At 67.1% G+C, this 21,463-nt stretch carries 24 protein-coding genes; 8 read left to right on the top strand and 16 right to left on the bottom strand.

The annotated features are described in order from the left end of the window. Positions 1 to 10 precede the first annotated feature (10 nt). Positions 11 to 637 (top strand): isochorismate family cysteine hydrolase YcaC, encoded by a 627-nt coding sequence (ycaC, locus tag IB261_RS18670; RefSeq protein ID WP_081518515.1) that lies wholly within the window; start codon positions 11 to 13, stop codon positions 635 to 637. Positions 638 to 684: 47 nt separating this feature from the next. On the opposite strand, the gene IB261_RS18665 is transcribed toward ycaC, so the two are convergent. After that, positions 685 to 966: a hypothetical protein gene (locus IB261_RS18665; RefSeq protein WP_081518514.1), complete on the bottom strand. Its 282-nt coding sequence runs from the start codon at positions 964 to 966 to the stop codon at positions 685 to 687. Positions 967 to 1,636: 670 nt separating this feature from the next. Here IB261_RS18665 and IB261_RS18660 point away from each other — a divergent pair. Beyond that, a complete protein-coding gene (locus tag IB261_RS18660; protein WP_192381393.1) occupies positions 1,637 to 2,218 on the top strand; it encodes a hypothetical protein in 582 nt (193 codons plus the stop codon). 38 nt (positions 2,219 to 2,256) lie between these two features. Here IB261_RS18660 and IB261_RS18655 read toward each other — a convergent pair whose 3' ends face one another. Beyond that, on the bottom strand, positions 2,257 to 3,543 hold the full coding sequence (locus IB261_RS18655; RefSeq protein ID WP_192224395.1) for an OprD family porin: 1,287 nt from the start codon (positions 3,541 to 3,543) through the stop codon (positions 2,257 to 2,259). Positions 3,544 to 3,737: 194 nt separating this feature from the next. Here IB261_RS18655 and IB261_RS18650 point away from each other — a divergent pair, with 194 nt between their 5' ends. Further along, on the top strand, positions 3,738 to 4,028 hold the full coding sequence (locus IB261_RS18650; protein ID WP_139791581.1) for a DUF6021 family protein: 291 nt from the start codon (positions 3,738 to 3,740) through the stop codon (positions 4,026 to 4,028). A gap of 289 nt (positions 4,029 to 4,317) precedes the next feature. Here IB261_RS18650 and phnX read toward each other — a convergent pair whose 3' ends face one another. From phnX to phnD, 7 genes are all read right to left on the bottom strand, one after another. After that, positions 4,318 to 5,145, bottom strand: coding sequence for a phosphonoacetaldehyde hydrolase (phnX, locus tag IB261_RS18645; RefSeq protein WP_081518511.1), 828 nt, complete (start codon positions 5,143 to 5,145; stop codon positions 4,318 to 4,320). Between the two features lie 102 nt (positions 5,146 to 5,247). After that, positions 5,248 to 6,108, bottom strand: a complete 861-nt coding sequence (locus IB261_RS18640) for a LysR substrate-binding domain-containing protein (protein WP_081518510.1) — start codon at positions 6,106 to 6,108, stop codon at positions 5,248 to 5,250. 56 nt (positions 6,109 to 6,164) lie between these two features. Then, complete coding sequence (locus IB261_RS18635) at positions 6,165 to 7,460, bottom strand: MFS transporter (protein WP_081518509.1); 1,296 nt, start codon at positions 7,458 to 7,460, stop codon at positions 6,165 to 6,167. Positions 7,461 to 7,570: 110 nt separating this feature from the next. Next, positions 7,571 to 8,659 (bottom strand): iron-containing alcohol dehydrogenase PsrA, encoded by a 1,089-nt coding sequence (gene psrA, locus IB261_RS18630; protein ID WP_192381394.1) that lies wholly within the window; start codon positions 8,657 to 8,659, stop codon positions 7,571 to 7,573. 226 nt (positions 8,660 to 8,885) lie between these two features. Beyond that, on the bottom strand, positions 8,886 to 9,704 hold the full coding sequence (gene phnE / locus IB261_RS18625) for a phosphonate ABC transporter, permease protein PhnE (RefSeq protein WP_081518508.1): 819 nt from the start codon (positions 9,702 to 9,704) through the stop codon (positions 8,886 to 8,888). Beyond that, the gene (gene phnC / locus IB261_RS18620) at positions 9,701 to 10,501 is read right to left on the bottom strand and encodes a phosphonate ABC transporter ATP-binding protein (protein WP_192381395.1); all 801 of its coding nucleotides are present in this window, start codon (positions 10,499 to 10,501) and stop codon (positions 9,701 to 9,703) included. The genes phnE and phnC overlap by 4 nt, the downstream gene beginning before the upstream one ends. Further along, on the bottom strand, positions 10,498 to 11,370 hold the full coding sequence (phnD, locus tag IB261_RS18615) for a phosphonate ABC transporter substrate-binding protein (protein WP_192381396.1): 873 nt from the start codon (positions 11,368 to 11,370) through the stop codon (positions 10,498 to 10,500). Before phnD ends, phnC begins: the two co-directional genes overlap by 4 nt. A 111-nt stretch (positions 11,371 to 11,481) precedes the next feature. Here phnD and IB261_RS18610 point away from each other — a divergent pair, with 111 nt between their 5' ends. From IB261_RS18610 to IB261_RS18595, 4 genes are all read left to right on the top strand, one after another. Next, entirely contained in the window at positions 11,482 to 12,339 is an 858-nt protein-coding gene (locus tag IB261_RS18610; protein WP_192294910.1) for a LysR substrate-binding domain-containing protein, read from the top strand. Positions 12,340 to 12,425: 86 nt separating this feature from the next. Beyond that, a complete protein-coding gene (locus IB261_RS18605; RefSeq protein ID WP_192381397.1) occupies positions 12,426 to 13,553 on the top strand; it encodes an MFS transporter in 1,128 nt (375 codons plus the stop codon). A gap of 39 nt (positions 13,554 to 13,592) precedes the next feature. Next, positions 13,593 to 13,970 (top strand): c-type cytochrome, encoded by a 378-nt coding sequence (locus IB261_RS18600; RefSeq protein ID WP_192381398.1) that lies wholly within the window; start codon positions 13,593 to 13,595, stop codon positions 13,968 to 13,970. 119 nt (positions 13,971 to 14,089) lie between these two features. Further along, entirely contained in the window at positions 14,090 to 14,977 is an 888-nt protein-coding gene (locus IB261_RS18595) for a sterol desaturase family protein (protein ID WP_192381399.1), read from the top strand. On the opposite strand, the gene IB261_RS18590 is transcribed toward IB261_RS18595, so the two are convergent. Next, positions 14,966 to 15,649 carry a helix-turn-helix transcriptional regulator gene (locus IB261_RS18590; protein ID WP_192381400.1) on the bottom strand — a complete coding sequence of 228 codons (684 nt, stop codon included), beginning with the start codon at positions 15,647 to 15,649 and terminating at the stop codon, positions 14,966 to 14,968. The genes IB261_RS18595 and IB261_RS18590 overlap by 12 nt on opposite strands. Then, positions 15,646 to 16,536 (bottom strand): LysR family transcriptional regulator, encoded by an 891-nt coding sequence (locus IB261_RS18585; protein ID WP_192381401.1) that lies wholly within the window; start codon positions 16,534 to 16,536, stop codon positions 15,646 to 15,648. Before IB261_RS18585 ends, IB261_RS18590 begins: the two co-directional genes overlap by 4 nt. Before the next feature lie 169 nt (positions 16,537 to 16,705). Between IB261_RS18585 and IB261_RS18580 the strand changes: the two genes are divergently transcribed. After that, entirely contained in the window at positions 16,706 to 17,695 is a 990-nt protein-coding gene (locus IB261_RS18580; RefSeq protein ID WP_192381402.1) for a zinc-dependent alcohol dehydrogenase family protein, read from the top strand. 66 nt (positions 17,696 to 17,761) lie between these two features. Here IB261_RS18580 and IB261_RS18575 read toward each other — a convergent pair whose 3' ends face one another. The 5 genes from IB261_RS18575 to IB261_RS18555 all read right to left on the bottom strand — a co-directional run bounded on the left by IB261_RS18575 (position 17,762) and on the right by IB261_RS18555 (position 21,383). Beyond that, positions 17,762 to 18,691: a LysR family transcriptional regulator gene (locus IB261_RS18575; protein WP_192381403.1), complete on the bottom strand. Its 930-nt coding sequence runs from the start codon at positions 18,689 to 18,691 to the stop codon at positions 17,762 to 17,764. Between the two features lie 48 nt (positions 18,692 to 18,739). After that, positions 18,740 to 19,714 (bottom strand): quinone oxidoreductase family protein, encoded by a 975-nt coding sequence (locus IB261_RS18570; protein WP_192381404.1) that lies wholly within the window; start codon positions 19,712 to 19,714, stop codon positions 18,740 to 18,742. A gap of 114 nt (positions 19,715 to 19,828) precedes the next feature. Continuing rightward, positions 19,829 to 20,173 (bottom strand): VOC family protein, encoded by a 345-nt coding sequence (locus IB261_RS18565; RefSeq protein WP_081518496.1) that lies wholly within the window; start codon positions 20,171 to 20,173, stop codon positions 19,829 to 19,831. Positions 20,174 to 20,218: 45 nt separating this feature from the next. Next, positions 20,219 to 20,629 carry a hypothetical protein gene (locus IB261_RS18560; protein WP_081518495.1) on the bottom strand — a complete coding sequence of 137 codons (411 nt, stop codon included), beginning with the start codon at positions 20,627 to 20,629 and terminating at the stop codon, positions 20,219 to 20,221. Between the two features lie 94 nt (positions 20,630 to 20,723). Continuing rightward, positions 20,724 to 21,383, bottom strand: a complete 660-nt coding sequence (locus IB261_RS18555) for a hypothetical protein (protein WP_192381405.1) — start codon at positions 21,381 to 21,383, stop codon at positions 20,724 to 20,726. Positions 21,384 to 21,463: the final 80 nt, after the last annotated feature.

Below are 21,463 nucleotides of genomic sequence, written 5' to 3'. Positions count from 1 at the left end.
AGGAAACGCCATGAGCAAGCCCTACGTCCGTCTCGACAAGACCCAGGCCGCCGTACTGCTGGTCGATCACCAGGCCGGTCTGCTCTCGCTGGTGCGCGACATCGAACCGGACAAGTTCAAGAACAACGTCCTGGCCCTGGCCGACCTGGCCAAGTACTTCAAGCTGCCGACCATCCTCACCACCAGTTTCGAGAACGGCCCCAACGGCCCGCTGGTTCCCGAGCTGAAAGACCTGTTCCCCGACGCGCCCTACATCGCCCGTCCCGGCAACATCAACGCCTGGGACAACGAGGACTTCGTCAAGGCGGTGAAGGCCACCGGCAAGAAGCAGTTGATCATTGCCGGCGTGGTCACCGAGGTCTGTGTGGCCTTCCCGGCGCTGTCGGCGCTGGAAGAGGGCTTCGAGGTCTTCGTCGTCGCCGATGCCTCCGGCACCTTCAACGAAGTTACCCGCGATGCTGCCTGGCGCCGGATGGAAGCGGCCGGCGCGCAGATGATGACCTGGTTCGGCGTGGCCTGTGAGCTGCACCGCGACTGGCGCAACGACATCGAAGGGCTCGCTGCGCTGTTCTCCAACCACATCCCGGACTACCGCAACCTGATCACCAGCTACAGCACGCTCACCGCCAAGAAGTGAGGCAGCGCCGTCGGGTCGGCGCAGCGAGGCCGACCCGGCGGCGGAGCTTATCGATCCAGCGGCCCCGCCTTGTAGCCGGGGCGCTCCAGGGCCAGTTCGTAGAGTTGGCGGGCTTCGCTGACCAGTGGCGCCAAGGCGGAGGCGAGGCGGGCGGTGGCGCGGATGAGGCCGCTGTCGCTGTCGTCTTCCATCAGTTGCAGCAGGTCTTCGACCGCCGTGATGCGGCGCAGGGCGGCTTCGCGCAGGTGTTCGACCGGGGCCAGGGCGTTGATGAAGAGGACTTCTTCGCCGAATTGGCCGGTCAAGGGGACTGGGAGGAATTCACGCATGGGGCACCTCCGGGGGGAGGGTTGAAGCGTGGTGTGGTGGACGGTGGGGCGCGGGGGAGAAAGGGGGGTAGTTCATATCAGCATTTCCTCTGTCTGACTAAGGAACCGCCTATCGACCTTCCTACGGGTAAAAGAGGCGGACCGTGCAAGGGTAGGAAACCGGGACAGAGCAACCGGCAGGCCGAAGCCTCCTCACACGGGCCGCCATAGAAACACGACGTCGCAAGTCGAACTGCGCCTGCTAATCGTGGCTACGGAGCTACCGTGCCTCTGTTCGGTTGAGCCGGGTTCCTACGCCCGTCCGCGATGAACTGCGGCGAACCAGAGGCTAGGGACGGCGCTCGTAGGCCCGCAAGGCTAATGGCTCGTGGGACTTTTCGGTTGCTGGCGGCGATCCCGAGCCAGGACATTGCCGACAGAATGAAACGGGTCTCATCCGTTCCCCCAGCATGTAGGACCATTCCCCTTGCAGGAGTGGCACCCTGGTGTTCGCCCTTGGAAGACGCATAGCGCTGCAATGGATTTCGCGGAGCTGGCTTCGGGCTAAAGGATGTGCACCACAATTCTGCAATCTCGCCGGCTGTCCCTCCCGCTTCCAGGCTCCGCCCGCAGCTGCGGGGCTTAGCATCCGTGCGGTCTACCGCCACACGTTGCGAGAGGGGGCCTGCGGATGCCCGGTACCGAGTTCCAATGGCTGGCTGTCGTCTTCGGCATGTTGACGGGGCTTGGTGTCACGCGGCTGCTGTCTGGTGTTGTGGCGACGCTGCGTTCACGGGCGACCTCGAAGATCGATTGGTTGCCGCTGATCTGGAGCGCCTCGCTCTTCCTGATGCTGCTCGAATATTGGTGGAGCACCTACTCCCTGAAGTCCTTGATCCATGTCTGGACATACAACGAGTTTCTGCGACTGCTGGTATCGCCGCTGCTGCTGTTCTTCAGTGCGGCGCTCATTCTGCCGGTTCACGAGCTGAAGGCCGGCGAGACTCACCAGGAGGTGTTCGAATCCCACGGGCACTGGGCCCTCCTCGGGTTCAGCGCCTATTACGCCGAATACTTCTGGGAAGCGGCGAGGTACTGGGACAACCAATGGTTCAGCGGCTGGGGCGTCTTCATGGTGGTGATCATCCTGTTGCCGATCATCGCCTTTTTCAGCTCTCGCCGAGTCCATCTGGTCATCGCCACGGCCATTCTCGTCATTCAGGTACTGGGAATCTCAGTGGATTTTGGCGAGCTTCAGGACGTCCGTTTCTAAGGCGAAAGGCGGCCGCGACCGCCCCGCTGACCTGCAGATCAGAGCATCGAGAAGTTGTAGCTGGCGATCAGCCGCACCTCGTCCACATCGCGCGCCGACTGTTCGTAGTTGGTGCGGTAGGTGGCGTTGCGCAGGCGCAGGCTGAGGTCCTTGAAGGTGCCGGTCTGGATCACGTACTTGAACTCCACGTCGCGCTCCCATTCCTTGCCCTCGTCGCCGTTGGCCAGGGCGATGTGGTCGCCGTTGACGTAGCGGGTCATGAAGCTCAGGCCGGGCACACCGACGCTGCGCAGGTCGAAGTCGTAGCGCAGTTGCCAGGAGCGCTCCTGGGCGTTGGCGAAGTCGTTCACCTGCACGTAGTTGGCGAGGTAGGGGTTGCTGCCGTCGAGGTAGGGCATGGAACTGTCGCCGCTCATGCGCTGCCAGCCGGCGCTGAGGATGTGGCCGCCCTGGGCATAGGCCAGCAGCAGGCTCAGTGCGCGGTTGTCGATCTCCCCGGCGCGGGCCGAGCCGTCGTCGTCGCTGTCGAACCAGCGCAGGTCGGCGGTGACCTTGCCGGCACCCAACGCCTGCTTGCCGACGATGCCGACGTAGCGCTGGCGGTAGACGTTCTCCAGCCCGCCCTGGGCGTACTGCAGCAGGAGCTGGTCGTTGACCTGGTAGTCGGCCTGGTAGGAGTCGAAGCGGTTGCCGGTGGTATCGCAGGCGTAGCGCTTGTTCTTGCAGTTCAGGCGCACGTCCTGGGCATCGGTGGAGTCGCGCGCGGTGTAGCGTTCCAGACGCGTGGCGGTGAGCTTGAGGTGGGCGATTTCCTCGCTGGTCAACTGCGCGCCATGGAACATGTTGGGCAGCAGGCGGCCGTCGTTGTACTTGAGCAGCGGCATGTCCGGCAGCATCGCGCCGTACTTGAACTGGGTGTGGGAGACGCGCAGCTTGCCGGTGACGCCGGCCTTGGCGTACTGGTCCTCAGAGTGACGCGGGTCGTGGCCGCTGGAGGGCAGCAGGCCGCTGTTGCTGTCGGCGGGGCTGGAGTCGAGTTTCACGCCGAGCATGGCCAGGGCGTCGACACCGAAGCCGACGGTGCCTTCGGTGTAGCCCGATTGCAGATTGAGAATGAAGCCCTGCGCGGTTTCCTCACGCTTGGAGGCACCCTGCGGGTTGGACGAGCTGCCGTCGCGGAAGTCGCGGTTGAAGTAGAAGGTGCGCGACTCCAGGCGCGCGCTGCTGTCCTCCAGGAAGTCGGCGCTGGCCGGGGCGGCGATGCCACCGAGCAGGGCGAGGGCGCTCAGGCGGGCGAGCGGGCTGGAGGAGAGGGGCGAGGGCATGCGGTGACTCCGGGGGCGCTAAAAAAGCGCGCGAAGGTGTCACAGATGGGCGGTCGGGTCTTTGCGACCATGGTCTAGATCGGGGGTTTTCGCCTGGGCGAATCCACCGGCGGTACCGTCGGACAATCGGCTGAAACCTTCGGCGCAGTCCCGCGTCCACCGTCATGCCATTACCCGAACCGCTGGAGGTGAACATGAAAGGCCACGGTGAAATCACAGAGCGCCCGGGCGTTGCCCCTGAACGCTGGCCGGACAGGTCCGGCCCCGGCGACAAGCGTGGGCTGCCCGGCTACCCGCAGCGCCAGGTGCCCCTTGGCGGTTCGCGGCATATTGATCCGGAACTGGGTTTCGACCCGGATTCGCCGGACCTCGCCGACCCGCAGATCGACCCGCCGCATCCGCCCCACGCTCCCCACGACGGCCCGGACCCACAGCGCCAGCGACGCGTACCGGGGGACAAATATCCGCCGTATTCGGGGCACTAGAGCAACGGCAACGGCCCCTCTCCCCAACGCCGTAGCTCCCTTGAAAGCACTGGTCGGATGGGTGGAGCGCAGCGATACCCATGCTGATGGCGCGTGGACGTGATGGGTTTCGCTGCGCTCCACGCCATCCTACGTCGAGTTCAGCTGGCGAGTGATCAGCAGGCCGGTTTCCGCTGGACGCTCTTTGTAGGATGGGTGGAGCGCAGCGATACCCATGCTGATGGCGCGTGGGCGTGATGGGTATCGCTGCGCTCCACGCCATCCTACGTGGAGTTCAGCTGGTGAGTGATCAGCAGGCCTGCGGCATCTCACCCCGCGCCAGGCGCGCATTGATGTCGGCGATCACCGCCGGCAGTTCGGCGATGGTGTCAATCAGGTAGTGCGGGCGCGAGCCTTCGAACATCTGGCCGATGCGGCGGCGTTCCTGCTCCAGTTTCTCCGCCGGCAGCGCCTTGTACTGCTCATAGGTCAGACCCAGGGCGTTGCCCGAGCAGGTCAGCGCCACGGTCCACATGCCGGCACTGCGGCCTTCGAGGATGCCCGGCCAGGTGTCGTCGACCTTCACGCAGGCCGCCACGTCGTTGATGCCCAGGGCAATCACGTTGGCCAGTGCCTGGGCCGGGTGCGGACGGCCGTTGGGCACTTCATCGGTAGCGACCACATGGTCGGCGACGTAGCCGTTGGTCTTCGCCAGGGCGACGACCTTCTCCATCACCACCGCCGGATAGCCGGAGCAGGAGCCGATCTTCAGCCCTTGCTTGCGCAGTGCGGCGATGGCATCCAGCGCGCCCGGAATCAGCGCCGAGTGCTCGGCGATCTTCTCGATCTGCAGCGGCATGAAGCGCTCGTAGATGGCGGTGACGTCGTCATCGGTGGGCAGGTGGCCGAAGGCGGCGCGGTAGCGTTCGCCGATGGCGGGGATGTCGCACAGGGTGCGGATGTGGTCCCACTTGCCCATGCCCATCGGGCCACGGGCTTCTTCCAGGCTGACCTGGACGCCGAACTCGGCGAAGGCTTCGACGAAGATCTGCGTCGGCGCGAAGGAGCCGAAGTCGACCACGGTGCCGGCCCAGTCGAGGATGGCGGCCTGCAGTTGCTTGGGTTGCTGGTAGTGCATGGTGATGCTCCTGTGAGGGGGTTACTTGTGAAATCGAAGGTGAGCGCAGCCCGCCCGGCGTGGTGGCAGGCTCGCGGTTTCAGGGTTGGTCCGGGTTGAAGGTCAGGCCGTGGAGTCGAACAGCTCGGCGATGATCGGCCGCTTGCGGCGGATGCCCAGGCAGCACAGGTAGTAGCTGATGTGGAACGGGTCCTCGGCGAAGGCGATGGAGCGCGTGCCTGGCCGGTCGGCGTACTCCACCGCCGAGACGAAGCCCACGCCGATGCCGTGTACCACCGCATGCACGATGGCCTCGCGGCTGTTCAGCTGCATCGCGCAGTCCAGTTCCACGCCGTGCTGGCGACAGCCTTCCTCCACCAGCTGGCGGGTACGCGAGGCCGGCTCGCGCAGTACCACACGCTCCTTGGCGATCTCCTGCACGCTGACCGATTCCTGCCGTGCCCAGGGGTGGTCGTCGCGTACCACCGCGAGGATCGGGCAGGTGCGGTACAACTGGGTGCTCAGGCGCTGGTCGAACTCGGAGAGGGCGAGGATCGCCACGTCGATGTCGAAGTTGTACAGCCGCTCCAGGGTGCCGGCCTCGCTGGTGAAGGAAGTCTCCAGTTCGATGTCCGGGTAACGCTGCATCAGCGAGTAGGTCAGGCTCATGGCGATCGGCGGCGACACCGCGCCGAGGCGCAGCATGCCCTGCTTGCGCTGCTGGAAGCTCTGCAGCAGTTGCAGGGCTTCGTCCTCCTGGCCGAACAGGCCCTGGGTGATCGCGTAGAGTTGCTGCCCGGCCGGGCTCAGCTCGATGAAGCGGCCGCGGCGGTGGAACAGCTCCACGCAAAAGCGCTTCTCCAGCCCGCTGACCTGCTCGCTGATGGTCGGCTGGCCGACGCTCAGCAGCGCCGCGGCCTGGGTGAAGCTGCCGGTGCGGGCCACGGCATGAAAGGAGCGCAACCACTTGTGGTACTGGTACATGGCTTCTCTTTTTGTGGGGAGCGTCTGGCATCGGGGCTTGCCACATGGCCGTGCCCTCAGCGCCGGACGAACAGGGCGACCACCGCACTGCACACGCAGGCCGTGGTGACCACGATGAAGATCAGTGAAGTATTGCCGGTCGTGTCCAGCATGCGACCGATCAGGGGTTCGGCCAGACCCGCAAAGAGGTAGGAGGAGAAGTTCATGATCCCGGTGGCGGTGCCGGCGCGGCGCGCGCCGACCAGGTCCGGGCAGAGCGCCCAGAAGCTCGACGCCGGGCCGTAGACGAAGAAGCCGCAGAGGAACAGCGCGAGCAGGCCGACGCCGCTGTGTGCCGGCAGGCTCCACATCCACAGGCTGGTGAGGGCGCCCAACACCATGTAGAGCATGATCGCGCGGTAGCGCTTGCTGCCGAACAGGCGGTCGGATACCCAGCCGTTGCTCAGCGCGCCCACGGCCATGCCGACGGGCAGGGCGATGGTGATCCATTTCGGGTCGATGAAGCTCTGGCCCTTCTGCCAGTCGGCGCCGAGGAAGTGCACCGGCACCCAGACGATCAGCCCGTAGCGCGCGGCGTTCTGGAAGCCCAGCGACAGCGCTGCCACCAGCAGGCGCGGGTTCTTCAGCACGGCGAGGTAGCGTTGCGTCGAGGTCTCTTCCTCGCCGTGGGCGGCTTCGCTGGCGCGGTCCTCGGCGTTGGCCACGCCGGTGTCGGCCAGCGGCTCGAAGCCCATGTCCTGCGGGCGCTCGCGGGCCACCAGGTAGAACACGATGCCGCCAGCGAGCATCAGCAGCACCGGCAGGCGGAAGATCCAGCGCCACTCCAGGTGCATCACGTCGATCACTATCACCGAGGTGACGTAGGACAGCACCGACGCGCAGCCGGCGGCGAACACATAGAAGCCGTAGACCTTGCCGCGCTCAGCGGCGCTCCACCAGTTCGACAGGAGGCGGCTGCCCGGCGCCCAGCCCAAGGCCTGGAAGTAGCCGTTGATGCCCCAAGGCAGCACCAGGCTGACGAAGCCGCCGGCGAAGCTGGTGACCCAGTTGGCCCCGCAGGACAGCGCTGCGCCGAGGCTCATGATGCGCCGGCCGCCGAACTTGTCGGCGAGATTGCCGTTGATGGCCTGGCCGATGGCGTACATCCACAGCATGGCGCTGGAGGCCCAGCCGAGGGTTTCCTTGCTCAGGCCGAACTCGGCCTGGATGCCGGGGATGGCGAAGCCGAAGGTCTGGCGGCCGGTGTAGAAGAACAGGTAGCAGAACATCGCGGCCAGCAGCATGCGCCACTGGGCGAGGCGAAACGGGGTGACGGCGGAGACTGGCCCAGACAGGGTTTGTGCACGGTTCATGGTGTTTTCCTTCTTGTTCGCTCGCGCCGGCTGGAAGCTCGGCGTGTCGGCACTCTTATTCGGTGCAACAGGAAAAGGCGGCCGCCAGGGCCGCCCGGTGAGGAGCGGCGTCAGGCGGCCTGTGAGCCGATGAAGTTGCGGCCGCGGGCACCCTGCATGGCGAAGTCGATCATCGCTTCGGCTTCGGCGGCAGTCACGCCGTAGTCGCCGAACTCGGTCTTGACCCCGAGGCGATGGAGGAATTCACGCAGGCGCTTCTGCGCGCCGGCAAGGTCGTGGCCGAACACCCGCTGCAGGGTGCGGTCGCGGTCGGCGTCGCGGCCCCAGGCCAGGCCCAGAACCAGCGGCAGGGTGAAGGAACAGGCAATGCCGTGGGGCAGACCGTGGCGCAGGGTCATCTCATAGGAGATGGAGTGGGCGAGCGCGGTCTTGGTGTTGGAGAAGGCCATGCCGGCCTTCAGCGCGGCCAGGGCCATGCGCGAGCGCATTTCGCGGTTGGAAAGGTCCTGTTGCAGGCGTGGCAGGCAGTCGAGGATGTCCTCGATGGCGGAGAGGGCGAAGGTGTCGGAGATGGGGTTGGCGTTGTGGTTCCAGATCGATTCCAGCGCGTGGGACAGCGCGTCCAGCCCGGTGGAAACCGTCACCCCGGCGGGCACGCTGAGCATCAGGTCCGGGTCGATCAGCGCGACCTTGGGCCAGGTGCAGTCCAGGTGCAGGGAATACTTCTTCTGCTGCTGCGCGTCCCAGATGGTCGCCCAGGGCGTGACTTCGCTGCCGGTGCCGGCGGTGGTCGGCGCGGCGATCAGTGTCTTGCTGCGCGCCGGAGTGAAGGGCTTGCCGGCGGCCAGCAGATCGAGCAGTTCGTCGAAGTGCCCGGATGCGGTGCCGACGATCAGCGCCTTGGCGGTGTCGATGGCGCTGCCGCCGCCGAGGGCGAAGACGGTGCTGCAGTCCGCTGCCTCACGCCAGAAGCGCTCGTGCACATCGCGCAGCCAAGCCACGTCGGGGTTGGGCTGCACATCGTCGATGACGTAGGCGAGGCGCTCGCCGAGCAGGCTGCGGACGCGGTCGATCAGCCCCAGTTGCGCGGCTTCGGGGAAGGTCACCAGGGCGACCTTGCCTTCGCACAACTCGGCGATGTGGTCCAGGCTGCCGCCGCCGAAAACGGTGGCGACCGGATTATGGAATCGGGCAGGCATGGGCAGTTCCTTGTTGTTGTTTGAACGTGCGGCCATGCTCGGGGCCTCGTCGGTTTCGTTCCAATCGATTGATCGCAGGTGGGCATCGGCCAGACCGATAACGGCGGGTGCGGGCATCTTGGGCAAACTCCGGGCGTGCGCCTGCCCGGCGCGCGCCCGGAAGGCTGAAATAGCAGGCGCACGCGGCAGGGGGTTGGGGCGGAAGGGAGAGGCAGGGGCCGGGCGGTCAGTGCCGCCCGTTACCCTGGATGGCGTGGCGCAGGCGGTTGGACAGCAGGTCGGCAAGCACCACCATGACGGTGATGACGACGATGCAGGTGGCGGTCTCCTGGTACTTGAACAGCTTCAGGCTGCTGACCAGTTCGAAGCCCAGGCCGCCAGCACCGACCATGCCGAGCACGGTGGCCGAGCGCAGGTTGACCTCGAAGCGGTAGAGCACCACCGCGATCCACGCGGTGATCACCTGCGGCAGCACGCCGAACACGATCACCTGCAACGGCCGCGCACCGGTGGCCTGCAGCGCCTCGATGGGGCCCTGGTCGATTTCCTCGATGCTCTCGGCGAAGAACTTGCCGAGCATGCCCACGCCGTGCAGCGCCAGGGCCAGCACGCCGGGAAAGGGCCCCAGGCCCACGGCGGAGACGAACACCAGGGCGAGGATCAGTTCGTTGATGCTGCGGATGACGTTGAGCAGCTGGCGCGTGGCGAGGTACAGCCAGCGGTTGCCGTGCAGGTTGCGTGCGGCGAGAAAACCCAGCGGTACGGCGAGCACGATGCCCAGCAGGGTGCCCCAGAGGGCGATCTGTAGGGTCTCCAGCGCCGGGCCCCAGAGGCTCGGCAGGATGCTCAGGTCCGGCGGCAGCGAGCGGCTGAGGAAGTCGCCGATCTGCGGCAGGCCGCTGGCCAGTTCGCTCCAGCTCAGCTGTGCGCCCTCGGCGCTCCAGTGCAGCAGGTAGAGCACCGCCAGCACGGCGGCGCCGGTGGTCAGCCAGCCGCGCTTGGTGTGCGGCGTCTCGACCATCCACTGGTGGCTGCGCAGGTTCATGCTCCGGCTCCTGTTTCGCTGGCGTAGACCGCGCGCGCGGCCGTCTGGTAGGCAGTTGCCTCGCTGCTCGGGCGTTGCTGGTAGATGCGCCGCAGGGCCGCGTCGTCCAGTTGTTCGCGGCTGCCGTCGAACACCAGGCGGCCGTTGGCCAGGCCGACGATGCGGTCGCCGAATTCCCGCGCCAGGTCCACCTGGTGCAGGTTGCATACCACGGTGATGCCCAGCTTGCGGGTGGCCTCGCGCAGGTAGTGCATGACCAGTTGCGCAGTCTTCGGGTCTAGGCTGGCCACCGGTTCGTCGGCGAGGATCACCTGCGGCCGCTGGGCCAGCGCACGGGCGATGCCCACGCGCTGCATCTGTCCGCCGGAGAGGGAATCGGTGCGCGCTTCCGCCTTGTGTTCCAGCTCCACCCGGCGCAGGCATTCGCGGGCCAGGGCGACGTCGTCGCGGCTGAACAGCTGCAGCACCGAGGCGAGGGTGCCGACGCAGCCCAGGCGCCCGGTGAGCACGTTCTTCAGCACCGACAGGCGCGGCACCACGTTGTGGTGCTGGAAGATCATCGCCACCCGCCGACGTAGTTCGCGTTGGTCGCGCGCCTGCATGGCGTTGACGCCGGCCACCTGCAATTCGCCGCCGTCGGCCTGGGCCAGGCGGTTCATGCAGCGCAGCAGGGTGGACTTGCCGGCGCCGGACTGGCCGAGGATCACCACGAACTCGCCGGCCTCGATGCGCAGGTCGATCCCGCGCAAAACCGGGTTGTCGCCGTAGCCCTTGGTCAGTTGGGCGACGCGGATCATTTCAGGCTCCGCAGGTCGAGGTCGAGCACCTTGGCGGTGTCGCGCACGACGTTGTAGGCGGCGTCGTTGGTGGGCTGGAAGCCATTGAGCTGGCCCTGGTCGCCCCACGGCACGTCCTTGATCGAGGCGAATGCGGCGACCAGTTTCTGTTGCAGTTCCGGGTCGAGGTTCTTGCGCCAGACCATGGGCGATTCGGGGATGTCGTCGGACTTCCAGACGACCTGGATGTCGTCCAGCTTGACCTGCCCCGAGCTGATGGCGCCGGCGAGGATGCGGTCGGCCACGGCGGCGGCGTCCACCTTGCGGTTCGCCACGGCGAGGATGCTGGCGTCGTGGGAGCCGGAGAAGATCACCCGCGAGAACAGCGCCTTCGGGTCATGGCCGGACTGCTCCAGGCCGGCCTTGGGGAACAGGTGGCCGGAGGCGGAACTGGGGTCGACGAAGGCGAAGGTGTGGCCCTTGAGGTCGTCCAGGCTGCGGATGCCGCTGTCCTGACGGGCGATGATCAGGCTGTGGTAAGCGCTGGTGCCGGTCTTCTTGGTCACCGCCACGGCGAAGGCGTCGGCACCGGCGACTTGATGCGCCAGCACGTAGGAGAACGGGCCGAGATAGGCGACGTCGAGCTTGCCGGCGCGCAGCGCTTCGATCACGCCGTTGTAGTCGGTGGCCACGAAGGGCTTCACCGGCATCCCCAGGCGTTCCTGCAACTGGTCGAGCACCAGCTGGCTGCTCTTGATCATGGCCTGGGAGTCCTCGGAGGGAATCAGGCCGACGGTGAGGGCGTCCTGCGCCTGGGCGGTCGGCAGCAGGGCGGAGGCGAAGGCGAGCGGCAGCACGGCGAAGCGGAACAGTCTGGTCAGCGAAGTCATGGCGTTACCCGGAGGTTGTGTTCGGTAGCGCCAAAGCTAGGGCTGTCATGTGACAGTCACGCCATCAAATCAATATGGGTTAAAGCACTAATCCATTGATAGGAGCTATGGATGTCCACCGCCCGCCTGCGCACCTTCCTCGCCGTGGCCCGCCACGCCAGCTTCAGCGCCGGGGCCAGGGCCATCGGCCTCAGCCAGCCGACCGCGACCACGCAGATCCAGGGCCTGGAGCGCGAGTTCAACGTGGAGCTGTTCCACCGCCGTGGCCGGCGCATCGAGCTGACCGCCGTGGGCCGCGCGCTGCTGCCCATCGCCCAGCAGATGTCGATGCTCGAATCGGAAGCGACCAACCTGCTGCGCGATTCCGGCCAGCTCAATCGGGGGCAACTGAAGGTCGGCGCGGTGGGGCCGTTCCATGTGATCGAGATGGTCGACCTGTACCGCCGCGACTACCCGCAGATCGACGTGTCGATCCGCATCGGCAACTCGGCCTCGGTGCTGGCCGACCTGGAAAACTACGTCACCGACGTCGGCGTGCTCGCCGGGCTGCATGACGATCCGGCGTTCGTCGCGCAGCTGTATGCAAGGCACCCGGTGATCCTCTTCGCCCACATCGACCACCCGTTCGCGCGTAACCACGAGGTACGGCTGCAAGCCCTGCAGGGCCAGCCGCTGCTGCGCCGCGAGCAGGGCTCGACTACCCGCGTGGCGCTGGAGCGCGAGCTGGACAAGGCCGACGTGACGCCGCGCATCGCCATGGAGATCGGCAGCCGCGAAGCCCTGCGCGAGGCGGCGATCCGTGGCATCGGCATTGGCGTGGTGTCCGAGGCGGAGTACATCGCCGACCCGCGCCTGAAGGCCATCCGCATCAGCGGCGACCCGGTGTGTACCGAGACCTACCTGTACTACCTCGCCGAGCGCCGCAGCAGCCAGGTGATTGCCTCCTTCCTGCGCTCGCTCGCGCAATAGCACAGCTGCCGGCGCCGGCGTAAGGCTTGTCCTGCGGGGCGGGGCGCGGGTTATCCTGCGGCCCCCGTCGTTGTCACGAGGCTGTCATGTCGTCCGCTTCCGCGCCTGCCCTGCAGCGAGCCGACCGAGATTCGCGCAACTCCGCCCAGGTGCTCAGCCTGTGCCTGCCCAGCGACGTGCTGCTGTACCTGCTGCTGCCGATGTACGCCGCCGATTTCGGTGTGACCCTGGTGGAAGCGGGCATCCTGCTGGCGGCCAACCGGCTGGTGCGCATCGTCGGCTATGGCTGGGTGGTGCGCTTCTACGGCCGCTACGGCGACCGCGCCGCGTGCAGCCTTGCGGCCTTCGCGGCGGCGGCCTGTGCGCTGGGCAATGCGACCCTGTCCGGCTTCGCTGCGCTGCTGGTCCTTAGGCTGGTCTGGGGCCTGTGCTTCGCCACGTTCAACCTCAGTACCCAGACCCTCGCCACCGCTGAAGCACAGGGCGCCGCACGCCGCGCCGGGCGCTCGCGGGCGACTCTCTCCATCGGGCCGATGCTGTTCCTCCCGCTGGGCGCGGTAATGGCCCAGTCGCTGGGCCCGCGCAGTATCTTCTTCGTCCTCTGCGTCAGCGCCCTGTGCGGCCTCTGGCGCGCCCGCGCGCTGCCCGACAAGGCCCACGACATCCCTGCCAACAGCGGCCGCCGCCTGCGCCTGCCGGACAGCATCGCCACCTGGTCCTTCATCGAAGGCGTGACCCTCGACGGCCTGTTCATCTTCGGCCTGTCGCTCTACGCGCAGACTCACCTGGGCGGCACCGGCGTGCTGGTGGCGGGCGTGCTGATGGCGGTGCGGTATCTCAGCGAGATGCTCTTCAGCCCCTTCGGCGGGCGCCTGGCGGATCGCTTCGGCGCACTGCGCATGCTGGTCGTGTTGTCGCTGGCCACCTCGCTGGCGCTGCTGATGTTCGGCAGCTACTGGCTGTTCGTCGGTGCCTTCTTCGTGCTGGTGCTGCGGGCGTTGCAGCTGCCGCTGGTGGTCACGCTGGTGGCGCAACGCAACCCGCAGGCGCGTATCCAGGCGCTGGCGGGCAACGCGGTGTGGCGCGACATCGGCGCGGGGCTCGGGCCGATCCTGGCCGGCGTGCTGTTGCCGCAGGTGCCGGCGCTCTGGGCCTACGCGGGTGCGGCTGCGATACTGGCGCTCAGCGCGCTGGGCTGTGCCTGGCGACGTTGACTGAATCAGGATGGATTGGCACGGCATGGAAGCAGGAAAGTGAAAGCATTGTTCATCGGTCTGACCGGGATTCTGTCGCTCGCGCAGTTAGCGCCAGCCCTGGCGGATAACCTCAACGGCAAGAACCTCTTCACCCAGCGCTGTGCGGTTTGCCACGGCGCGGACATCAAGGCGACCGGGCCTCTGGCCCGCAAGAGCAACCCGCCGACGCCCGATCTCACGACGCCCGCTTTCAGGAAGCGCCTGGGTGATTATCCGGGCGTCATCGTGTCTTCGGTGGTGCTGCGCCCCAACGGCAGCCTGATCCCCCGGACCCTGCGCGAGAATGGCGTGAAGCTACCGCCGCACGCCTGGAGCATCGATGACCTGCGCGATCTGAACCAGTACATGGTCGGGGTGATTTCCAAGAGTCGCTGAGGCTGCCCGTGGGGCACGGAAATCCGCGCGCGATGGCGGCACCGAATGCGCGGATTGTTCAAGCGCGGCTTGTGGCTCGACGGGAACACTGGTGGCTCCCACCGTACTGGAGCTGCCTCATGCGATACCTCTTTGCCCCCGTATTCTTCTTCGGCTTCATCGGCCTGGCCCTGTACCTGGTCGGTGAAGGCGTCGCGCTGCTGTGCCTGCCGGCGCTGTTGCCGCTGGCAATCCTGCTTGCCTTCCTTGCCGAGCGATTCTGGCCCTATCGCGCAGGCTGGAATGAGAGCCACGGCGACGGCGCCCGCGACCTCATCCACGCGCTGGTCAATGAGACGCTGAATGCGCTGGGCATTGCGGCGATTCCGTTGATGGCCCTGTGGCTGCCGCACTTCGGCCTGTGGCCAACGGATTGGCCACTGGCGCTGCAATTGCTGGCGGCGCTGCTGATCGCCGACCTCGGCATCACCCTGGTGCACTACGCCAGCCACCGTTCGCCGCTGTTATGGCGCCTGCATGCGGTGCACCACAGTGTCACGCGCATGTATGGCTTCAACGGGCTGATGAAGCATCCGCTGCACCAGATGCTCGAAGCCCTCGGCGGCACGCTGCCGCTGCTGTTGCTGGGTGTTCCCGTGGAGGTCGCGGCGCTGCTGGCGTTCGCCATCGCTATCCAGCTGTTGCTGCAGCACAGCAACGTGGACATGCGCATCGGTGCTCTGCGCCACCTGTTCGCCTGGGCGCCGCTGCATCGCCTGCACCACTTGAAATACGGCACGGCGGGGGACGTGAATTTCGCGCTGTTCTTCAGCTTCTGGGATCGCCTGCTGGGCACTGCATTGCACCTGCCTGACTACGCGCTGGCGGAGGATGACCTGGGGATCGGCGACCGCCCTGACTACCCGGTGGCTTACTTCGATCAGCTGGCTGAGCCGTTTCGTCGCATCGATACAGCGCACTCCCCGGCACCGTTGCCGACGGAATTGCGTCGCCTGCTAGTCGAGTAGGCGCAGCTTCAGCTGGCGCAGTGTCAGGTCGGCGCGGATGCCGAACTGGCTGCGCACGCTGCGGGAGAAGTGCGCGGAATCGGCGAAGCCCGCGGTGACGGCAGCAGTGGTCAGGCTGTCGCCGGCCATGGCCAGCCGCAGTGCCTGGCGCAGCCGTTGCCAGAGCACCAGTCGGCGCACCGACAGGCCCAGCGTGCCGCTGAACAGCCGTTCCAGCTGGCTCAGTGAGAGCGAGGCTGCCTCGGCCAGCGCCTGGGCGGGCAGGGCGCCGTCGTCCAGCGTGCGGATGCGTTGCAGGGCTTTCTTCAGGCGTGGGTCGAGCTGTCGGCGCGGCAGTTCGCGCAGGCCTGATGCAAGTGCTTGAAGGTCCGGCCCGACCTGCCGGCAAAGCCGCTCCAGCTCGGCCAGCCCGAACGCCAGCGGCTCGGCGAACAGGGTGACGGCGCGCTGGTCGCTGTCGAGGATCGCGTGGCGCTGGTTGGAGGCGATCACCAGCAGCGCAGCGTGCTGCGGCTGTTCGTCGATCAGCGCGTTCACTTCACCTTCGCAGGCCATCAGCAACTGGTGCGCGTAGTGGGCGTGGGGGCGCGCATGGCCTGTGGTGCCGGCCACGAGGCAGAAGTCCGCGCCCAGCCAGAGCTCGCCCTGCCAGGCCTGCTCACGAGCGCTCATGCGCTACGACCGAAAGCGGCGATGGCGAAGTCGAGGAAGCTGCGCAGCTTGGGTGTGAGGCGCCGGTCCGGGGCGTAGAGGATGTGCATCGGCGAGGTCGGCACGCTGTATTGCGGCAGCAGCTGCACCAGCGTGCCGCTGCGCAACGCGTCACTGACCAGCTCCTGGGGTTGCAGCACCACGCCCAGCCCGGCCACCGCCGCTGCCAGCAGCGGGTCACCCTGATTGATCGTCAAACGGCTTGTAATCGGCACCTCGATGCGCCCGTCCGGCCCGTCGAAGGTCCAGCTGGAGCGGCCATCGGAAAAGGCGAAGCCCAGGCATTCGTGCTGGCTCAGGTCCTCGGGCGCGAGGATCGCCGGGCGCCGCGCGAGGTACGCTGGTGCGGCGCACAGCACGAGCCGGTAGGGCGCCAGCGGCACGGCCTTGAGGCGGCTGTCGGCCAGCTCGCCGATGCGGAAAACCACGTCGTAGCCGTCGTTGACCAGGTCCACCAGATCGTTGGAGAGCGTCAGGTCCACCGCCACTTGCGGGTAGCGCACCATGTACTCGAGCAGGCGTGGCGACAGGACGCGCATGCCGAAGGTCACCGGCGCGTTGATTCGCAGCCGCCCGCTGGGCGTGCCACGGGTGACGGCGGCGAGGCTTTCCGCCGCCTCCATGTCCGCCAGGATCAGTTTGGCACGCTGGTAAAAGGCCCGGCCGAAGTCGGTGAGGCTCTGCCGCCGCGTGGTTCGGTTGAGCAGGGACAGGCCCAGGTGCTGCTCGAGCATCTTCACCTGCTTGCCCACCAGTTGCGACGACATCTGCAGTTCTTCGGCCACCGCGCTGAAGGAGCCCAGCTCCACTGCCCTGACGAAGGTGGCCATCTGTTCGAGACGGTCCATTGCAAACCCTGTGTTTCAAGTGTCTGGCCATCCTAGGCCTTTATCCGAGCCCGGCCAACGCCTAGATTTTCCCCCTGTCGCGAACGGTCGAGCACTGCTGCCGTGACTTTCTACACTCCCATTCCGGCCTGCGCTTTCACGCTGGCCCCAGCTCTGAAGAGAGGTTTCCATGGCCCGCATTGTCAGAATCCACCAATACGGTGACGCCAGCGTCCTGAAGCTGGAGGCGGTGGACGTGCCCGCCCCGGCAGCGGACGAGGTGCAGATCGCGGTCAAGGCCATCGGCCTGAACCGCGCCGAAGTGATGTTCCGCAACCACGCCTACCTGCAGGAAGCCGAGTTCCCCAGCCGCCTGGGCTACGAGGCGGCCGGTGTGGTGAGTGCGTTGGGCAGCGCCGTGAAGGACGTCGCGGTGGGCGATGCGGTGAGCCTGATCCCGCCGCTGGATATCGCCCGCTGGGGTACCTACGGAGAAGTGGCCAACGTGCCGGCGCACCTGCTGGTGAAGTACCCGCAGAACCTCAGCTTCGAACAGGCCGCCGCGTCCTGGATGCAGTACGTGACTGCGTGGGGTGCGTTGGTGGAGCAGGCGAAGCTGTCCCGGGGCGAGTTCGTGCTGGTCACGGCGGCATCCAGCAGCGTCGGTCTCGCAGCGTTCCAGATCGCCCGCATGGTCGGCGCCACCTCGATTGCCGTGACCCGCACCCAGGCCAAGAAGCAGGCATTGCTGGACGCTGGCGCGGATCATGTGATCGTCAGCGACGACGAGGACATCGTCGAGCAGGTGATGGCGCTGACCGGCGGGCAGGGCGCCCGCGTGGTGTTCGACCCCATCGGCGGCCCCGGTTTCGAGGTGCTCACCCAGGCCATGGCGCGGGGCGGCATCCTTCTCGAATACGGTGCGCTGAGCCCGGAGCCGACGCCGTTCCCGCTGTTCACGGTGCTGGGCAAGAGCCTGACGCTGAAGGGCTACCTCTACGCCGAGATCGTTGCCGACCCGGCGGCGCTGGAGCGCGCCAAGGCGTTCATCGTCAAGGGGCTGGAGTCCGGCGCACTGAGCCCGGTGATCGCGCGGACCTTCCCGCTGGAGCAGATCCAGGACGCCCATCGCTTCCTCGAAGCCAACCAGCAGGTGGGCAAGATCGTCGTCACGGTCTGAGGTCGGTCGAGAGAAACAGGGCGCCCGGTATTGCGATGCCGGGCGCCCTTTTTTGTGCCCGGTCGATCAGAGCGGTGGCCGCTCCCACGGCGCACCGTCGGCGAACTGTGCCTCGATCCATGCCTTGAACACTTCACTGGTGGCCGAGCTGTAGCACGCCGAAGGGCGCACGAAGTAGATACCGGCAGAGGCGTCCAGTTGCCAGCCCGGCAGCACCCGCACCAGGCGGCCGGCGTCGAGGTCGTGCTTCATCAGCCATTCGCCGCCGGCGAGGATGCCCACGCCCAGGCGCGCTGCCGAGAGCAGGGCCTCGTTGTCGTTGCTGTGCAGGTTGCCGCTGACGCGAACGGTCTGCTGCCGGTTGCCGTTGGCCAGCTTCCAGTCCGGCCAGGTGTGCAGGCCGGTGAAACCCAGGCAATTGTGGGTGGCCAGCTCAGCCGGCGCTCGCGGGGTGCCGTGGCGCCCCAGGTAGTCGGGGGCGGCGCAGAGGATGCGCCGCAGGTCGCAGAGCCGGCGGGCCAGCAGGCGGCTGTCGGCCAGTTCGCCGATGCGGATGGCGGCGTCGAAGCCTTCGGCGACGAGGTCGACGAAGCGCTCCGAGTACTCCACTTCCAGCGTCACCTGCGGGTGAGCGAGGACGAAACGCGAGAGGATCGGGCTCAGCCAGAGCCGGCCCATGGCGGCCGGCACGGCGAGTTTCAGGCGGCCCTGAACCTGCGCCGCGCTGCGGGTAGCCTGATCCTGGGCCTCGGCGATCAGGCTGGCGGCCTGGCGCAGGCGCTCGACCAGGCGCAGGCCTTCGTCGGTGAAGCGCAGCTGGCGGGTGGTGCGCTCCACCAGCCGCACGCCCAGGCGTTGCTCCAGCGCGCCGAGGCGTTTGGACAACACCGATGGGTGGCGTTGCAGGGCGCGGCCGGCGGCGGCGAAGGAGCCGTGCTCGGCCAGCGCCAGGAGGGTGGCGAGTTCGTCGGCCTGGCGACTATCGAACAGATCCATAGGGCTCCTGATTCGGCGAATCCACCAGGGCGGCTCTCGCGGTGGCGGTCATGGCGTGAGTACGAGGGCGCCTTCGGAGCGGCCTTCGTGCAGGTCGGCGTGGGCCTGGACGACTTCCGCCAGCGGGTAACGACGCCACACGCGAGGCTGGATGATACCGTCCGCGACGGCCTGCAGGACGTCCTTTGCACGCTGCTGGTATTCCTCGGCAGAGGCGGTGTGCGCGGCGAGCGAGGGGCGGGTGAGGAACAGCGAGCCCTTGGCGTTCAGCGTGGCGACTTCCACGGCCGGCGGCGCGCCGGAGGCCATGCCGAAGCTCACCAGCAGGCCGCGCGGGCGCAGGCAGTCCAGCGAGGCTTCGAAAGTGGCGCGGCCAATGGGGTCGTAGACCACGTCGACCTTGTGCCCGTCGGTGATCTCGCGGGCCTGATCGGCGAGCGTCGCGGCATCGAACACCAGCACTTCATTGCAGCCGGCGGCGCGGGCGCGTTCGACGCTCTGCGGCTTCGACACCACACCGATGACGAAGGCGCCCAGGTGCCTGGCCCAGGGCACCATCAGTTGCCCCAGCGCGCCGGCGGCGCCATAGATCAGGACGCGGGAGCCGGGGCCGACCGGCCAGGTGGACTTGAGCAGGTATTGCGCGGTGATGCCCTTGAACAGCACGGCGGCGGCGTCCTCGAAGCTGACGCAGTCCGGTAGCTTCACCAGGCGCTCCGCCGGGTACAGGCGGGCGCTGGCATAGGCGCCGAGCGGCCCGGTGGCGTAGGCGACGCGGTCGCCGACCTGCACGTTGGTCACACCTGCGCCGAGGGCGGCCACGGTACCGGCGCCTTCCAGGCCGAGCGAGGAGGGCAGCGGCACCTTCACCGCGCCGGAGCGCTGGCTCAGGTCCAGTGGATTGACGCCGATGGCGGCCTGTTCCAGCCACACTTCGCCGGGGCCGGGTTGTTGCACCGGGGACTGTTCGAAGCGGAGGACTTCCGGGCCGCCGAAGGCTTGCAGTGATACGCGGGTGGGCATGGTGTTCCCCTGACTGGTGATGGTGCCCGCCAGTCTAGGGATGTCCCCGTAATGCACCAGACAGGGCTGATGCAGGACATAGCTGCACGCTGTGCAGTAATCCGCCGGGCCTGCTCAGGCTTTGGCGTGCTGGGCGAAGGCCAGGTGGTAGCCGTTGCAGTCGCGCACGCCGAATTCCTGCGAGCCGTAGGGCATGTCCTGCAGCGGCCAGGCGATCTGCGCCCGGTCCTTCACGGCGGCGAAGTAGCGTGCGACGTCGGCGAGTTGCAGGTAGATCGTGCCCGAGCAACCTGCCTCGCGGCCCCACAGGTCCTGGACGGTGAACAGCAGTCGGCAGTCCTCCAGTTGCACGGTGAGCGTGCCCTCGGCGGAGTCGGTCACGTTGAAGCCGAGCGTGTCGCGGTAATGCTCGCGGGTAAGCTCGAGGTCGTGGCAGCGCAGCAACAGGGTCAGCGGCATGGGAGCTCCGGCGGTGGGCGCGAAGCCGCGATCATGGCACAGGGGTCAGCGCAGAATCACCCGCAGCAGCGAAACCAGCGCCGCGCCGAACACGGGCGAAATCCAGATGCCGAAGGTCTGCAGGACGAACTGCCGGGCGTACGTCAGCAGTTCCATGTTCGGAGAGGGGACACCGAGGCTGTGCCGGCAGTAACCCAGGACGGCGACGATGAAGCAGGTGCCTGCCAGCACGCCAAGCGCTCGCCACATCAGCCCTCGTTCACTGGCATAGGACAGCAGGGCGCCACAGAACGCGCCGCTGAGCGCCACCAGAATCTCGAAGGTGAATTCGGGTTCGGCAAACCATCGGTTACCGTTCAGCCCGATGATATTGCCGATCTGCCAGCCGGCGAGGCTGCCCACCAGCAGCGCCAGGGCGAGCCACGGGAAATAGCGCATTACCGTGTTGTTCTGCATCGGGGAGGCCCCCTGAAAATCTTCGATGATGGCAAAAGAGCAGTATAGCGGGCGCCCCGGCGTGCGCCGGTTCAGCGACGGATGGTGGAAGCGCTCATTTGCGCAGGATATAGACCCGCACGCCGTCCACGCCGGGGACGACGTTGTAATGGCGTATCTGCGAGAAACCCAGGCGCTGGAACTCGCGCTCCAGGGAGCGGGCGCTGGCGAAGTCCGGGCCGCCGGGATGCGGATCCGGGCCGCAGGGGCAGGCCTGGTCCGTCGCGAGGGCAGGGCTGGAGTGGTCGACGCGGGCGAACAGGATCACGCTGTCGCGGGTCACGGGAATCCACTGGTTCAGCAGCCGGATGTTCTGCCGGTTGCAGGCGCTGTGCGGGATTTCCGGGAGCAACAGGCAATCGACCGAACCCTTGCGCAGTTCGGCGTTTTCCTGCGGGGCGGGCAGGTCCCTGATCCGCCGCTTCATCGCCTCGGGCAGTCGCCGGTGGGCGTCGGCCAGCGTGTCGCCGGACGGGCAGGTCGCCACGATGACGCGGTTGCTGTGCTCCAGCAGCACCGGCCAGGCGGCGCCGGGCAATTGCGAGACCTCCAGCACCAGGATCGGCTCCTCGGCCATGCGCAGGGCCAGGCGCAGCAGGCGCTTGAGGCGCCACTGACGGACGCGTTGGCAAACACCTGTGCCGAATGCGCCGTCGGCAACGACACCGTTCTCACGAGGAGTGATGGAGGAAAACACGCGCTGGGGTTCGTTCATGGAGGCGGACTCGTCAGTTGCCTCCATTGTCGAATCGCGCGATCAAGGTCTCGTCAAGGACATGTGAAAAAGACGTGGTC

Source organism: Pseudomonas sp. PDM20 (genome assembly GCF_014852575.3).
Lineage (GTDB): Bacteria > Pseudomonadota > Gammaproteobacteria > Pseudomonadales > Pseudomonadaceae > Pseudomonas.
The sequence above is the reverse complement of the archived record's forward strand: the minus strand, read 5'-3'. Positions and strand labels throughout refer to the sequence as shown.